At 60.7% G+C, this 14,803-nt stretch carries 13 protein-coding genes; 4 read left to right on the forward strand and 9 right to left on the reverse strand.

All coding sequences use genetic code 11. The annotated features are described in order from the left end of the window. Positions 1 to 52 precede the first annotated feature (52 nt). The 8 genes from fabI to gloB form a co-directional block, all read right to left on the reverse strand. A complete protein-coding gene (gene fabI / locus HQ912_RS13645) occupies positions 53 to 847 on the reverse strand; it encodes an enoyl-ACP reductase FabI (RefSeq protein WP_003202751.1) in 795 nt (264 codons plus the stop codon). A 19-nt stretch (positions 848 to 866) separates the two neighbouring features. Further along, the gene (locus tag HQ912_RS13650) at positions 867 to 2,477 is read right to left on the reverse strand and encodes an ABC transporter ATP-binding protein (RefSeq protein WP_076384417.1); all 1,611 of its coding nucleotides are present in this window, start codon (positions 2,475 to 2,477) and stop codon (positions 867 to 869) included. Position 2,478: 1 nt separating this feature from the next. Then, positions 2,479 to 3,498 carry an ABC transporter permease gene (locus tag HQ912_RS13655; RefSeq protein ID WP_047225759.1) on the reverse strand — a complete coding sequence of 340 codons (1,020 nt, stop codon included), beginning with the start codon at positions 3,496 to 3,498 and terminating at the stop codon, positions 2,479 to 2,481. 1 nt (position 3,499) lies between these two features. After that, entirely contained in the window at positions 3,500 to 4,573 is a 1,074-nt protein-coding gene (locus HQ912_RS13660; protein ID WP_047225760.1) for a microcin C ABC transporter permease YejB, read from the reverse strand. Between the two features lie 3 nt (positions 4,574 to 4,576). Continuing rightward, the gene (locus tag HQ912_RS13665) at positions 4,577 to 6,430 is read right to left on the reverse strand and encodes an extracellular solute-binding protein (RefSeq protein WP_047225761.1); all 1,854 of its coding nucleotides are present in this window, start codon (positions 6,428 to 6,430) and stop codon (positions 4,577 to 4,579) included. After that, the gene (locus tag HQ912_RS13670; RefSeq protein ID WP_076384419.1) at positions 6,427 to 8,259 is read right to left on the reverse strand and encodes an extracellular solute-binding protein; all 1,833 of its coding nucleotides are present in this window, start codon (positions 8,257 to 8,259) and stop codon (positions 6,427 to 6,429) included. The genes HQ912_RS13665 and HQ912_RS13670 overlap by 4 nt, the downstream gene beginning before the upstream one ends. A gap of 162 nt (positions 8,260 to 8,421) precedes the next feature. Next, the gene (locus tag HQ912_RS13675) at positions 8,422 to 9,852 is read right to left on the reverse strand and encodes a transglycosylase SLT domain-containing protein (protein ID WP_076384421.1); all 1,431 of its coding nucleotides are present in this window, start codon (positions 9,850 to 9,852) and stop codon (positions 8,422 to 8,424) included. Between the two features lie 99 nt (positions 9,853 to 9,951). After that, entirely contained in the window at positions 9,952 to 10,719 is a 768-nt protein-coding gene (gene gloB / locus HQ912_RS13680) for a hydroxyacylglutathione hydrolase (protein ID WP_173406901.1), read from the reverse strand. Between the two features lie 65 nt (positions 10,720 to 10,784). Between gloB and HQ912_RS13685 the strand changes: the two genes are divergently transcribed. The 4 genes from HQ912_RS13685 to HQ912_RS13700 all read left to right on the forward strand — a co-directional run bounded on the left by HQ912_RS13685 (position 10,785) and on the right by HQ912_RS13700 (position 13,893). After that, on the forward strand, positions 10,785 to 11,543 hold the full coding sequence (locus tag HQ912_RS13685; RefSeq protein ID WP_047225765.1) for a class I SAM-dependent methyltransferase: 759 nt from the start codon (positions 10,785 to 10,787) through the stop codon (positions 11,541 to 11,543). Between the two features lie 89 nt (positions 11,544 to 11,632). Continuing rightward, entirely contained in the window at positions 11,633 to 12,085 is a 453-nt protein-coding gene (gene rnhA, locus HQ912_RS13690) for a ribonuclease HI (protein WP_047225766.1), read from the forward strand. 159 nt (positions 12,086 to 12,244) lie between these two features. Further along, the gene (gene dnaQ, locus HQ912_RS13695; RefSeq protein WP_047225767.1) at positions 12,245 to 13,006 is read left to right on the forward strand and encodes a DNA polymerase III subunit epsilon; all 762 of its coding nucleotides are present in this window, start codon (positions 12,245 to 12,247) and stop codon (positions 13,004 to 13,006) included. A 272-nt stretch (positions 13,007 to 13,278) separates the two neighbouring features. Next, a complete protein-coding gene (locus HQ912_RS13700; RefSeq protein ID WP_047225768.1) occupies positions 13,279 to 13,893 on the forward strand; it encodes a GNAT family N-acetyltransferase in 615 nt (204 codons plus the stop codon). On the opposite strand, the gene HQ912_RS13705 is transcribed toward HQ912_RS13700, so the two are convergent. Further along, positions 13,859 to 14,752 (reverse strand): LysR substrate-binding domain-containing protein, encoded by an 894-nt coding sequence (locus tag HQ912_RS13705; protein WP_047225769.1) that lies wholly within the window; start codon positions 14,750 to 14,752, stop codon positions 13,859 to 13,861. The genes HQ912_RS13700 and HQ912_RS13705 overlap by 35 nt on opposite strands. Positions 14,753 to 14,803 lie beyond the last annotated feature (51 nt).

A 14,803-nucleotide genomic window follows, 5' to 3' on the forward strand; every position in this document is an offset into this window, starting at 1 on the left:
TGTCCCTTTTCAGGACAAGCGGCGTTTTTACGCAGCGGATGTGACGTGAAGATTACTCTTCGATGTTACCCATGGCGGTGGTGTTGAAGCCGCCGTCCACGTACATGATTTCACCGCTGATGCCCGAGGCCAGGTCCGAGCACAGGAAGGCGCCGGCGTTGCCGACTTCCTCGATGGTGACGTTGCGACGCAGCGGGGTCTGCGCTTCGTTGGCGGCCAGCATTTTGCGGAAGTTCTTGATGCCGGAAGCGGCGAGGGTACGGATTGGACCGGCCGATACGCAGTTGACGCGGGTGCCATCCGGGCCCAGGGAGCCGGCCAGGTAACGCACGCCTGCTTCCAGGGAAGCCTTGGCCATACCCATCACGTTGTAGTTCGGCATGGTGCGCTCGGCGCCCAGGTACGACAGGGTCAGCAAGCTGCCGTTGCGGCCTTTCATCATTTCACGACCGGCTTTGGCCAGGGCCACAAAGCTGTAGGCGCTGATGTCGTGGGCAATGCGGAAGCCTTCGCGGGTGGTGGCTTCGGTGAAGTCGCCGTCCAGTTGATCGCCCGGGGCGAAGCCCACGGAGTGCACGATGCAGTCCAGGCCGTCCCACTTCTTGCTCAGTTCTTCGAAAACCTTGGCGATTTCTTCATCGCTGGCCACGTCGCACGGGAAGCACAGCTCAGGGCTCGAGCCCCAGCCTTGTGCGAACTCTTCGACGCGACCCTTGAGTTTGTCGTTCTGATAAGTGAAGGCAAGCTCAGCGCCCTCGCGATGCATGGCGGCGGCGATGCCGGATGCGATGGACAGCTTGCTGGCGACACCGACGATCAGTACGCGCTTACCGGCGAGAAAACCCATGTGTTGCTCCTCTTTCAGGTTATTCGGCAGTTGTTGGGGCCAGGAAAGCGGCCTCCAGCAACTGCTGTGTATAGGGGTGTTGCGGCGCGGCGAATATGCTGCGGGCATCACCTTGTTCGACCACTTGGCCATGCTTGACCACCATCAACTGGTGGCTCAGCGCTTTGACGACAGCCAGGTCATGGCTGATAAACAGGTACGTCAGGTTGTACTTGGTTTGCAGCGACCGCAACAGCTCCACCACCTGGCGTTGCACGGTACGGTCCAGGGCCGACGTCGGTTCATCCAGCAGAATCAACGCCGGCTTGAGCACCAGGGCCCGGGCAATGGCGATACGCTGCCGCTGCCCTCCGGAAAATTCATGGGGGTAGCGGTTCCGAGTCTCCGGATCCAGGCCTACCTCCTTCAATGCCGCGATTATCGCTTGTTCCTGCTCGGCTGCGGTGCCGATCTTGTGGATCCGCAGGCCTTCGCCGACGATCTGGCTTACACACATCCGTGGGCTCAGGCTGCCGAACGGGTCCTGAAACACCACTTGCATCTCCCGGCGCAGTGGCCGGACCTGTTGCTGCGACAGGCAGTCCAGCTGCTTGCCTTCAAAGCGGATCCCCCCCTGGCTGCCGATCAACCGCAAGATCGCCAGCCCCAGGGTGGACTTGCCGGAGCCGCTTTCGCCAACGATACCCAGGGTCTGGCCCTGGGGCAGGCTGAAGCGGATACCGTCCACGGCCTTGATGTAGTCCACCGTGCGTTTGAACAGGCCTTTCTTGATCGGGAACCAGACTTTCAGGTCCTCGACCTGCAACAGCGGCGGGCCGACCACGTTGGTCGCCGGGTTGCCGCTGGGCTCGGCGGCCAGCAGTTCCCGAGTGTACGGATGCTGCGGCGCGCGGAACAGCTCTTCGCACGATGCCTGTTCGACGATGCAACCGCGCTGCATGACACATACGCGATGAGCAATTCTTCGCACCAGGTTCAAATCGTGGCTGATCAACAGCAGCGACATACCCAGCCGCGCCTGCAAATCCTTGAGCAATTCGAGGATTTTCAGCTGGACGGTGACGTCCAGTGCCGTGGTCGGTTCGTCGGCAATCAGCAGCTCTGGTTCGTTGGCCAGGGCCATGGCGATCATCACTCGCTGGCGCTGGCCACCGGACAGTTCGTGGGGCAGGGCCTTGAGGCGCTTGTGCGGCTCGGGGATGCCCACCAGTTCCAGCAACTCCAAGGTGCGACGGGTAGCGACCTTACCGGACAGCCCCTTGTGAATGCCCAGCACTTCATTGATCTGCTTCTCGATGCAATGCAGCGGATTGAGGGACGTCATCGGCTCCTGAAAGATCATCGCGATCCGGTTACCCCGGATGTGGCGGATAGTCTTTTCTTTCAACCCGAGCAAATCCTGGCCGGCGTACTGGATGGTCCCGCTTGGATGGTGGGCCAACGGGTAGGGCAGCAACCGCAGGATTGAGTGGGCGGTCACCGACTTGCCTGAGCCGCTTTCGCCGACCAGGGCCATGGTTTCGCCACGCTTGATGTCAAAACTGACGCCTTCGACCACCCGTTGCCGACGTTCGCCGACGATGAACTCCACGGCCAAGTCGCGCACTTCGATCAGATTGTCCTGATTCATTTCACTTCCTCGGATCGAAGGCATCGCGAGCGGACTCGCCGATGAACACCAGCAGGCTCAGCATGATCGCCAGCACGGCGAACGCGCTGATGCCCAGCCAAGGCGCCTGCAGGTTGGATTTGCCTTGGGCCACCAGTTCACCCAGGGACGGAGCGCCCGGAGGCAAGCCAAACCCGAGGAAATCCAGGGCCGTGAGGGTGCCGATGGCCCCGGTGAGAATGAACGGCATGAACGTCATGGTCGAGACCATGGCGTTGGGCAGGATGTGGCGGAACATGATCGCGCCGTTCTGCATGCCTAATGCCCGCGCGGCACGCACGTATTCCAGGTTGCGCCCGCGCAGGAACTCGGCGCGGACCACGTCCACCAGGCTCATCCAGGAGAACAGCAGCATGATGCCCAGCAACCACCAGAAGTTCGGCTGCACGAAGCTGGCCAGGATGATCAACAGGTAAAGCACCGGCAGCCCCGACCAGATCTCCAGGAAACGCTGGCCGGCCAGGTCGACCCATCCGCCGTAAAAGCCCTGCAAGGCGCCGGCGATCACGCCGATGATTGAGCTGAGGAGGGTCAGTGTCAGAGCGAACAGCACCGAAACACGGAAACCATAGATCACCCGGGCCAGCACATCGCGGCCCTGGTCGTCGGTGCCCAGCCAGTTGACCGAGGAGGGCGGTGCCGGGGCGGGGACCTTCAGGTCGTAATTGATGCTCTGGTAGCTGAACGGGATCGGTGCCCACAGCACCCACGCGTCCTTGGCGGCCAGCAGTTCGCGGATGTACGGGCTCTTGTAGTTGGCTTCCAGCGGAAATTCGCCGCCGAACGTGGTTTCCGGGTAGCGCTTGAGTGCCGGGAAGTACCAGCCGTCGTCGTAGTGCACCACCAGCGGCTTGTCATTGGCGATCAACTCGGCGCCCAGGCTGAGCCCGAACAGGATCAGGAACAGCCACAGCGACCACCAGCCACGCTTGTTGGCCTTGAACAGTTCGAAACGGCGGCGATTGAGGGGGGACAGGTTCATCTCAATGCTCCCGGCTTTCGAAGTCGATGCGTGGATCGACAAAGGTGTAGGTCAGGTCACCGATCAGTTTCACCACCAGCCCCAGCAAGGTGAAGATGAACAGGGTGCCGAAGACCACCGGGTAGTCACGGTTGATTGCCGCCTCGAAACTCATCAAACCGAGGCCATCAAGGGAAAAAATAACCTCTACCAGCAACGAGCCGGTGAAGAAGATTCCGATGAACGCCGAAGGGAAGCCGGCAATCACCAGCAGCATGGCGTTGCGGAACACATGACCATAGAGCACCCGATTGCGGGTCAGGCCCTTGGCCTTGGCGGTGACCACGTACTGCTTGTTGATTTCATCGAGGAAGCTGTTCTTGGTCAGCAGGGTCATGGTGGCAAAGTTGCCGATCACCAGGGCCGTCACGGGCAAGGCCAGGTGCCAGAAATAGTCGAGGATCTTGCCGCCCATGCTCAGTTCATCGAAATCGTTGGACGTCAGCCCCCGTAGCGGGAACCAGTTGAAATAGCTGCCGCCGGCAAACACCACGATCAGCAGGATGGCGAACAGGAACGCCGGGATGGCATAGCCGACGATGATCGCCGAACTCGTCCAGACGTCGAAATGACTGCCATGCCGCGTCGCCTTGGCGATCCCCAGCGGGATCGACACCAGGTACATGATCAGCGTACTCCACAGCCCTAGCGAGATGGAGACCGGCATTTTTTCCTTGATCAGGTCGATGACCTTGGCGTCTCGGAAAAAACTGTCACCGAAATCCAGGCGAGCGTAATTCTTGATCATGATCCACAGGCGTTCCGGCGCCGACTTGTCGAAGCCGTACATGCGCTCGATTTCCTTGACCAGCGCCGGGTCCAGCCCCTGGGCGCCGCGATAGGCGGAGCCGGCCACCGACACTTCGGCACCGCCACCGGCAATGCGGCTGGTGGCGCCTTCGAAACCTTCGAGTTTGGCGATCATCTGCTCCACCGGCCCGCCGGGCGCGGCCTGGATGATCACGAAGTTGATCAGCAGGATGCCAAACAGGGTCGGGATGATGAGCAATAGACGCCGAAAGATATAAGCCAGCATCGGTTACTCCACACTCGCCGGGGCGACGATTTTTTGCTCGATGACCTGTTTTTCCACCTCGATGGAAGGCTTGACCTCTGGCTTGACCCACCATGTGGTGGTGCCGATGTCGTAGGTCGGGGTGATTTTTGGATGGCCGATGTGGTTCCAGTAGGCTACGCGCCAGGTCTTGATGTGCCAGTTGGGGATCACGTAGTAGCCCCATTGCAACACCCGGTCCAGCGCCCGGGCGTGGGCCACCAGGCTCTTGCGTGAGTCGGCGTTGATCAGTTGCTCCACCAGTTGGTCGACTGCCGGGTCCTTCAGGCCCATGGTGTTGCGGCTGCCGGGATTATCGGCGGCGGCCGACATCCAGAACTCGCGCTGTTCGTTACCCGGCGAGCTGGACTGCGGGAAGCTGCCCACGATCAGGTCGAAATCCCGCGAGCGCACGCGATTGATGTATTGGGACACGTCGACCCGGCGGATCACCAGTTCGATGCCCAGGTCACTGAGGTTACGCTTGAACGGCAGCAGCACCCGCTCGAATTCGGTCTGGGCCAGCAGGAACTCCAGCACCACGGGTTTGCCCTGGGCATCGACCATCTTGTCGTCGACGATGCGCCAGCCGGCCTCTTGCAGCAATTGATAGGCCTTGCGCTGCTGGTCACGAATCATGCCGCTGCCGTCGCATACCGAAGGCTGGAAGGCCTGGGTGAACACCTGCTCGGGGATCTTGCCACGCAACGGCTCGAGGATCTTCAGCTCGTCTTCGCCGGGCAGGCCGGTGGCGGCCATCTCCGAGTTTTCGAAATAACTGCGGGTGCGGGCGTAGGCACCGTGGAACAGTTGTTTGTTGGTCCATTCGAAGTCCAGCAGCAGGCTCAAGGCCTTGCGCACCCGCACGTCCTGGAAGACCGGGCGGCGCAAGTTGTAGACAAAGCCCTGCATGCCGGTGGGGTTGCCGTTGGGGATCTGTTCCTTGATCAGCCGGCCTTCGGTCACGGCGGGGATGTTGTAGGCGTTGGCCCAGTTCTTGGCAGCCATTTCCAGCCAGAAATCGAACTGCCCGGCCTTCAGTGCCTCGACCGCCACGGTGTTGTCGCGATAGTAGTCGGTGGTCAGCACATCGAAGTTGTAGAAGCCGCGGTTGACCGGCAGGTCCTTGCCCCAATAGTCCTTCACGCGTTCATAGCGAATCGAGCGGCCAGCCTTCACTTCGGCGACCTTATACGGGCCGCTGCCGAGGGGGATCTCCAGGTTGCCCTTGTTGAATTCGCGCCCGGCCCACCAATGCTTGGGCAATACCGGCAGTTGGCCGAGGATCAGCGGCAATTCGCGGTTATTGGTGTGCTTGAACTTGAACAGCACCTTGAGCGGTTCTTCGGCGATGACTTCGGCCACGTCGTTGTAATAACCGCGGAACATCGGAGCGCCGTCCTTGGTCAAGGTCTGGAAGCTGAATACCACGTCCTCGGCGCGTACGGGATGGCCGTCGTTGAAGCGGGCTTCGGGCCGCAGGTAGAAGCGCACCCAGGCATTGTCCGGGGCCTTCTCGATTTTTTCGGCGATCAGGCCATATTCGGTGAACGGTTCGTCCAGGCCTTGTTTGGCCAGGGTGTCGTAGATCAGGCCGATGTCATCGGCGGGGACGCCCTTGCTGATAAAAGGGTTGAGGCTGTCGAAGCCACCAAACCCGCCCTGACGAAAAATCCCGCCCTTGGGGGCGTCAGGGTTCACATAATCGAAATGCTTGAAGTCGGCCGGGTATTTCGGCGGCTCGTTGTACAAGGTCAAGGCGTGCTGCGGTGCGGCACAGGCCAGTCCGGCGAACAACAGGCCGCTGGCCTGCAGGAGCAGGGCGCGTAAAGGCTTCATTGATCTTTCTCCGAAGATTTCAGCCACCATGCGCTCAAACCCAGGGTGTAGGGCGGCGTAGTGACAAAGGCAAACCGGTTACGGTAGGCCAGGCGATGATAATTGAGATACCAGTTAGGGATGCAGTAGTGCTGCCACAGCAGCACACGGTCCAGGGCTTTGCCGGCGGCGACCTGTTCGTCACGGGTGCGGGCAGACAGGAGCTTTTCCAGCAGGTGATCAACCACCGGGTTGTTGATGCCGGCGTAGTTCTTGCTGCCCTTGACCCCCGCCTGGCTGGAATGGAAGTACTGCCATTGCTCAAGACCCGGGCTGAGGGTTTGCCCCAGAGTCAGCAGGATCATGTCGAAGTCGAACTGGTCCAGACGCTGCTTGTATTGAGCGCGATCCACCGTACGCAGGCGGGCCTGGATGCCGATGCTGGCGAGGTTTTCCACGTAGGGCTGCAGGATGCGCTCCAGGTTCGGGTTCACCAGCAGGATCTCGAAGCGCAGGGGCTGGCTGTCGGCGTTGAGCAGGCGCTGGCCGTGGATGGTCCACCCGGCTTCCTTCAGCAATCCCAGGGCTTTGCGCAGGGTTTCCCGGGGGATGCCCCGCCCGTCGGTTTTGGGCAGGCTGAAGGGTTGGGTGAACAATGCGGGCGGTAGTTGTTCCCGGTACGGCTTGAGCAGCAGCCATTCGTGGCCCACCGGAAGACCGCTGGCGGAGAATTCACTGTTGGGGTAGTAGCTGAGGGTGCGCTTGTAGGCACCGCTGAAGAGCGTGCGGTTGGTCCACTCGAAGTCGAACATTAGCCCCAGGGCTTCACGAACCTTGACCTGGGCGAACGTGCTGCGCCGGGTATTCATGAACAGACCCTGGGTCTGGGTCGGGATCTGGTGAGCAATCTGCGCCTTGATCACCTCGCCGCGATTGACCGCCGGGAACCGGTAGCCGTTGGCCCAGTTTTTGGCCTGGTGTTCAATGTAGATGTCGAATTCCCCGGCCTTGAAGGCTTCAAAAGCCACTTCACTGTCGCGGTAGAACTCCACGTCCATCCGGTCATAGTTGTATTTGCCGCGATTGACCGGCAGGTCCTTGCCCCAGTAATTCTTGACCCGCTCAAACACCAACTGGCGACCAGGCTGCACTTTGGTAATCCGGTAAGGGCCGCTGCCCAAGGGCGGTTCGAAGGTGGTGGCCTTGAAGTCGCGGTCTTTCCAGTAATGCTGGGGCAGCACCGGTAACTCACCCAGGCGCAGGATCAGCAGCGGGTTGCCCGTACGCTTGAACACAAAGCGGATTTTCAGCGGGTTGAGGATGTCGACCCGTAGCACTTCCTGAAGGTTGGTGCGGTACTGCGGATGACCTTCCTTGAGCAGCGTTCTGTAGGAGAACGCCACGTCATAGGCGGTAATCGGCACGCCGTCGTGAAAACGGGCTTCGGGTCTGAGGTTAAACACCACCCAACTGCGGTCTTCGCTGTATTCCACTGACCGGGCGATCAGGCCATAGCTCGACGTCGGCTCGTCGCCGGAAGGCGCATACTGACCGGTGCCAACCATCAGCGGTTCGTTCAACTCGTTGATGCCGTATTGCAAGAAGTTGGGCGTCGAAACCGGGCTGCTGCCCTTGAAAGTGTAGGGATTGAGCGTATCGAAGGTGCCAAATGCCATGACCCGCAAGATACCGCCCTTGGGCGCTTGCGGGTTGACCCAGTCGAAGTGGGTGAATCTGGCCGGGTACTTGAGCGTGCCGAACTGCGCATAACCATGGCTTTCGCTAATGGTTGCGCCGGCGGGAGAGCTCAAGGCCAGGCTGATCAGGAGCAGGAGGAGGGGACGTATCAAGTCTGAGATCCGATCCAGGCGGCTTGGGCTTTATGGCCCGTACAGTAACAGCTTGTATCGGCAGGAAAAAGGCGGGAGCCGAAAGCTTCAGGGATTACCCGAAACCGTGGCGAGGGAGCTTGCTCCCGCTGGGCTGCGAAGCAGCCCTCTCTTCAGTCAGGCTTAGTGCGGAGAGTAAACCGTCAGCATCTGCCCAGGCTTCAGTGCCTTGCCTACCCGTGGATTCCAGCGCTTGAGGTGCTGCATTTCCACGTTGAAGCGTTTGGCTACCACGTACAGCGAGTCGCCTTGCTTGACCTTGTACTGGGTTTGTTTCTTTTTATTCTTGCTGCTGGCAGCGACTACCGTGTTGACGCGTTTGCGGGTGTCTTGCATGACCAGGGTCTGGCCGATCTTGAGTTTGTTGCCGCTCAATCTGTTCCAGCGTTGCAAGTCTTTGATCTGAACGTTGTTGGCCTTGGCGATCAGCCCCAGGTTATCGCCACGCTTGACGCGATAGGTGCGCTTGGCGCCCGCCACCGTGCTTTCTTCGGCTGAGTCAAAAACCGGTTGGAGCGATCGTTTGCTGATCAGTTCTTCCGGACGCATGGTGGACAGGCTGGCGGTCAACAACTGGGCCTTGGACGTGGGCACCAGCAGGTGCTGCGGGCCATCGATGGTGGTGCGCTGCTTGAAAGCCGGGTTGAGCTGGAACAGCTCGTCTTCGTCGATGTCAGCCACCGCCGCGACTTTGGACAGGTCCATGCGCTGGTTGATCTCGACGACCTGGAAGTACGGTTCGTTGGCGATCGGGTTGAGGTTGACGCCGTAGGCCTCGGGAGAAAGTACGACCTGGGACAATGCCAGCAACTTCGGCACATAGGCCTGGGTTTCGCTGGGCAGCGGCAGGTTCCAGTAATCGGTGGGCAGGCCAAGTTTTTCGTTGCGCTCGATGGCGCGGCTGACCGTTCCCTCGCCTGCGTTGTAGGCCGCCAGCGCCAACAGCCAGTCGCCGTTGAACATGTCGTGCAGGCGCGTCAGGTAATCCATCGCGGCCGTGGTAGAGGCCGTGATGTCGCGACGCCCATCATAGAAGCGGGTCTGGCGCAGGTTGAAGTAGCGCCCCGTGGACGGGATGAACTGCCACAGGCCCACCGCATGGGCCCGGGAATAGGCCATGGGGTTGTAGGCGCTTTCGATCACCGGCAGCAGCGCCAGCTCCAGGGGCATGTTGCGTTCTTCAAGGCGTTCGACGATGTAATGAATGTACAGGCTGCCGCGTTCGCCGGCGTTTTCCAGAAAGGATGGATTGCTGGCGAACCACAGGCGTTGCTGCTCGATACGCGGGTTGACGCCGGCGGTTTCCTGCAGCTGGAAGCCCTGGCGCATACGCTCCCAGACGTCCTGAGGCACTTGAGGGACGGGTTTTTCAGTGAGCCAGATGGGCTTCTGTTTGGCGCGAGCGGCGATGTTCGGCGTGTGCGCCACATCGCTCTGCGGCACCTGGCTCGTGCTCTGGCAGCCCGCCAGGGTGGCGGACACAGCCACTGCGACAGCTTGAGCCAAGCGGGTCAATGTGTCTGACTGGACGGACTTACGTATAGATGACGACATTGGCTGGAAGTAAGTTCCGGGCAAAAATGTCGGCCGATTCTAGGAAGCGCACCCCAACAGGTCAACCTTTCAGAATTTTTGTATCAAACGCCAGCGGCCTTAGAACTTATCTTTCCACGCCCTCAAGGCCGCAAAAACCTCACTCGGCGTCTGGTTACGCTGGCCGTTCCGTTCGTCTGCTTTTTGTTTAACGGATGTTTCAGCGGTACGCAGGAACGGATTGGTGAGCTTTTCAAGTGCCAGGGTCGAGGGCAGGGTCATGACGCCGGAGTTGCGTTGCTGGCTGACTTTTTCCAGGCGCGCGGCAATGTCCGGGTTGCCCGGCTCTACCGCAGCGGCGAATCTAAGATTGCTGAGGGTGTATTCATGGGTACAGTAGACCAGCGTATCCTCAGGCAGAGAGGCCAGGCGGCTGAGGGACTGATGCATTTGTGCAGGCGTGCCTTCGAAGAGTCGCCCACAACCGGCGGCAAACAGGGTGTCGCCACAGAACAGCAAGCCATGATGGTAATACGCGATATGCCCCAGGGTGTGGCCGGGTACGGCGTAGACATCGAAGTCCCAGCCGAGGACGCTGAGCTGGTCGTTGTCCTGCAGCGCCACGTCCCGCGCCGGGATGTTTTCACTGGCCGGGCCGTAGACGGTGGCGTGTGTCGCGTTTTTCAGTGCCTGGACGCCGCCGACATGGTCGTGATGATGGTGGGTGATCAGGATGTCGCTCAGGACCCAGCCTGGATGGGCGTCGAGCCAGGCCTGCACCGGCGTGGCGTCGCCGGGGTCGACGACGGCGCAGCGTTGAGTGGCGTGGTCCTGTAACAACCAGATGTAGTTATCGGTGAACGCGGGCAGGGCACTGATCTGTATCATCGCGGAATTCGCCAAGCAGAAAACAAAGGCGCATCTTAGAACTTCCTGACGCGTTGGAGAATGCAATGACCGATGAAGCGTTCGCTCAGGCTGATCCCGACTGGCTTGCGTTGATCAGCGCCGCTCGTGAGTGGCTGTCCGGCCCTGTCGGGCAATTTTTGCTGGAAGAGGAGCGGCGCATGCTCGAAGACGAGCTGGGCCGGTTCTTTGGTGGCTATCTGGTGCACTACGGGCCTTCGGCGCAGACCCCGCCGTCGGCGCCGCAGGTTCAGCGTAATGTACGCCTGGGGGCACCATTGCCTGGCGTGGAGATCGTTTGCGAAGAGCAGGCCTGGCCGTTGAGCGAGCATGCCGCCGATGTGGTGGTGATGCAGCACGGGCTGGATTTCTGTCTCTCCCCGCACGGGCTGCTGCGCGAAGCCGCCAGCAGCGTCCGTCCTGGCGGGCATCTGCTGATCATTGGCATCAATCCCTGGAGCAGTTGGGGGTTGCGTCACGTGTTCGCTCACGATGCTTTGCGTCAGGCTCGCTGCATCTCGGCGTCAAGGGTCGGTGACTGGCTCAACCTGCTGGGCTTCGCGCTGGAGAAACGTCGCTTCGGATGCTATCGTCCGCCGCTTGCGTCGCCCAAGTGGCAGGCCCGTCTGGCCGGCTGGGAGCGCAAGGCCGGTGAGTGGCAACTGTCCGGCGGCGGCTTCTATTTATTGGTGGCGCGCAAGATTGCGGTCGGGCTGCGCCCGGTTCGTCAGGCGCGACGCGAGCCGATGGGTAAGCTGATTCCCTTGCCGATGGCCAAGGTCAATCGTCGCCACATCGAGCCTTAACCCTTTTCTGATGGTCTGGCGGCATTTCGGTTGCGGGCGTTGTCGTTCCCGTCCGGCAGGCCTTTGCATTTTTTTCTGGATGGATTGGCATGAGCGATAGTGTAGAACTCTTCACTGACGGCGCCTGCAAGGGCAATCCCGGCCCGGGTGGCTGGGGGGCGCTGCTGGTATGCAAGGGTGTCGAGAAGGAACTCTGGGGCGGTGAAACCAATACCACCAACAACCGTATGGAGCTGATGGGCGCTATTCGGGGTCTGGAAGAGCTTAAGCGGCCTTGCGACGTATTGCTGGTGACCGACTCGCAATATGTGATGAAAGGCATCAATGAGTGGATGGCCAACTGGAAGAAGCGTGGCTGGAAAACCGCTGCGAAAGAGCCGGTGAAGAACGCCGATCTGTGGAAGCTGCTCGACGAGCAGGTCAACCGTCACAACGTCACCTGGAAATGGGTGCGCGGTCATATCGGCCATCACGGAAACGAACGGGCCGACCAGTTGGCCAACCGTGGGGTGGATGAGGTGCGGGGTTTCAAGCAGGCCTGATACGAGTGGTGTCGGGGCCTGAACAGGATGATCTGTGGCGAGTGGGCTTTGCTCCCACAGCTTCGCTCCCATAAGCCAGGTTTCAGGTAAGTCCCCTCGTTACCGGAGCGTGTTAACATCGCCGCTTTTGCAAGCATGCCCGTTGAGAGCTGAACACTGATGGCCAACAGATCTGTTGTACTGGATACCGAAACCACCGGCATGCCGGTGACCGATGGTCACCGGATTATCGAAATCGGCTGTGTCGAGCTGATCGGCCGACGCCTGACCGGTCGCCATTTCCATGTTTACCTGCAACCGGACCGCGAAAGTGATGAAGGCGCCATCGGCGTCCACGGCATCACCAACGAGTTCCTGGTGGGCAAGCCGCGCTTCGCTGAAGTGGCCGATGAGTTCTTCGAGTTCATCCAGGGTGCGCAGCTGATCATCCATAACGCGGCGTTCGACGTTGGCTTCATCAACAACGAGTTTGCCCTGATGGGGCAGCACGACCGGGCCGATATCACCCGGCACTGCACCATCCTCGATACCTTGATGATGGCTCGGGAACGGCACCCGGGGCAGCGCAACAGCCTCGATGCCTTGTGCAAGCGCTACGGCGTCGACAACTCCGGTCGTGAACTGCACGGCGCCTTGCTCGACTCGGAGATTCTCGCCGACGTCTACCTGACCATGACGGGTGGCCAGACCAGCCTGTCCCTGGCCGGCAACGCCTCCGATGGCAATGGCACGGGTGAGGGTTCAGGTAACCAGGCAACGGAAATCCGTCGTTTGCCCGCTGACCGCACGCCAGGCCGGATCCTTCGCGCCAGCGAAAACGACCTCGCCGAACATGCCGCGCGTCTGGAAGCTATCGCCAAATCTGCCGGTGCTCCGGCACTGTGGACGCAACTGGTCGAATCCCAGGCCGCGGCGAACTGATCTTGCGCCACGGTCGTACCCTTTGTGGGAGCGAGCCTGCTCGCGATGCAGGCGGCTCGGTCTGTCTGTTGGACCATGGAGATCCCATCGCGAGCAGGCTCGCTCCCACAAGGGCAGTCTTCATTCATTTCTCGCCACAATCGCCAGTACCTTCTAACCTGAGGTAACGGGCAGGCTACGGATACCCGCTTGATGTATGAAGTTTCGAGAGGCAAGGGCAATGGATGGCAGAGCGCCGTTGGTTGTCTCAAGGAATGAGGACTTTTCCCAGTATGCAGCCGGTCATGAATCCCAAGCACCCCGGCCTGTCGGTGCGTGTCGTCGATGACGGCTTTGCCGCCTACATCTGGGGCAGCGACTTCAGTTTCGAGGTCAGCGCCTATGGGACGGCGCAGGTGGGTCGGCCGGTGAGCCAATGGCCAGTGACGCCCATTGCCCCTTATCGTAAATGCTATGGCATCGATCCTGAGGAATTCAGCAGTTTCCGGGACGCTCCGGACAGCGAGATCTTCATGGCTTACCTCGATGACCAACCGGTAGGGCATCTGGTGGTGAGTACCAACTGGAACGGTTTTGCCCACATCGATGAGCTTGCCGTGCATGCCCCGGCCCGTCGCCACGGTGTGGCCAGGGCATTGCTGGACGTCGCTCATTTCTGGAGCCGCAAGAAAAAACTGCCGGGCATCATGCTCGAAACCCAGAACAACAACCTGGGCGCGTGCCGGCTCTATGAGCGTTGCGGTTACGTGCTGGGCGGGATCGATCACCTGCGCTATCGCGGCATTGACCGTCATACCGCCGAGGTGGCGTTGTTCTGGTACCGGTTGTTCGACGATCCACTGGGCATGGCGATCAGTGGCCCAACAGCGCCTCGGCTTGTTCCGTAATCAGTTCCAGCAGCGACTGGAGGGTGGGAGAGGTCGCCGTGCCATTCAGACTCAGCGCATACAGGCAGATGGGAATGGCGGGCGATACCGGGCATACGTCCAGCCCGCCGTCCTTGGCACCTGAAGCGGTGAAGGGGTCGACGATGGCAAGCCCTTCACCAGCCTCGACCATGGCGCGCATCATCTGATGGGTCTGTACGCGGATCTGGATGACCGGCGCGGGGCGTAGCGCCGCCAGCTTATGGTCGAACGCAGGGCTCAGCGGGTCGTGGCCATCCAGGCCCACCAGCGACTGGCCGGCCAGATCCTGAACCGAAATGTATTTTTGCCGCGGTTGCAGCCAGCCGTGGGGCGCCAGCAATTGCAGTTTGCCCTGGGCGATCATCTGGCACTGGATGTCGGAGTGTTCGGGGTCGTGCAGACTAAGGCCCAAGTCACTGTCGCGCAGCAGAAGGCTCTGAACAATGTCTCGGGTCGGTTGGCTGAGCAGGGTGCAAGGGGCGTCCGGATGGCGTCGACGCAGGGCAGCGATACTTTGAGGCAGTAACTGCTGGGCCAGCGGTGGGGTGCAAATGATGCGCAGGGGCGGCGCCTGATAGTGTTTCAGGCTGCTGGCCAGGCGTTGCACCGGTTCGAGGGTGTCATACACGCGGGTGATGCCGTCGCGCAACTCAAGGGCTTCGCGAGTCGCCTGCAATCGCCCGCGCACACTGGCAAACAGCATGAAACCCAACTGCAGCTCGGCATCGCGCAGCGTCGCCTCCACCTCTGCCACCGGTAATTGCAGCCATTCAGCCGCCGTGCCGAGGTGGCCGGTCTGCAACAGCGCCTGGATCACTTCGATGTGGCGTAAACGCATGCAAGCAGTCCATGTTGGGCGGGAGAGCCATTGAGTGGCTGAATCCTAACC

This window comes from Pseudomonas sp. MPDS, assembly GCF_013283895.1.
GTDB lineage: Bacteria > Pseudomonadota > Gammaproteobacteria > Pseudomonadales > Pseudomonadaceae > Aquipseudomonas > Aquipseudomonas rhizophila.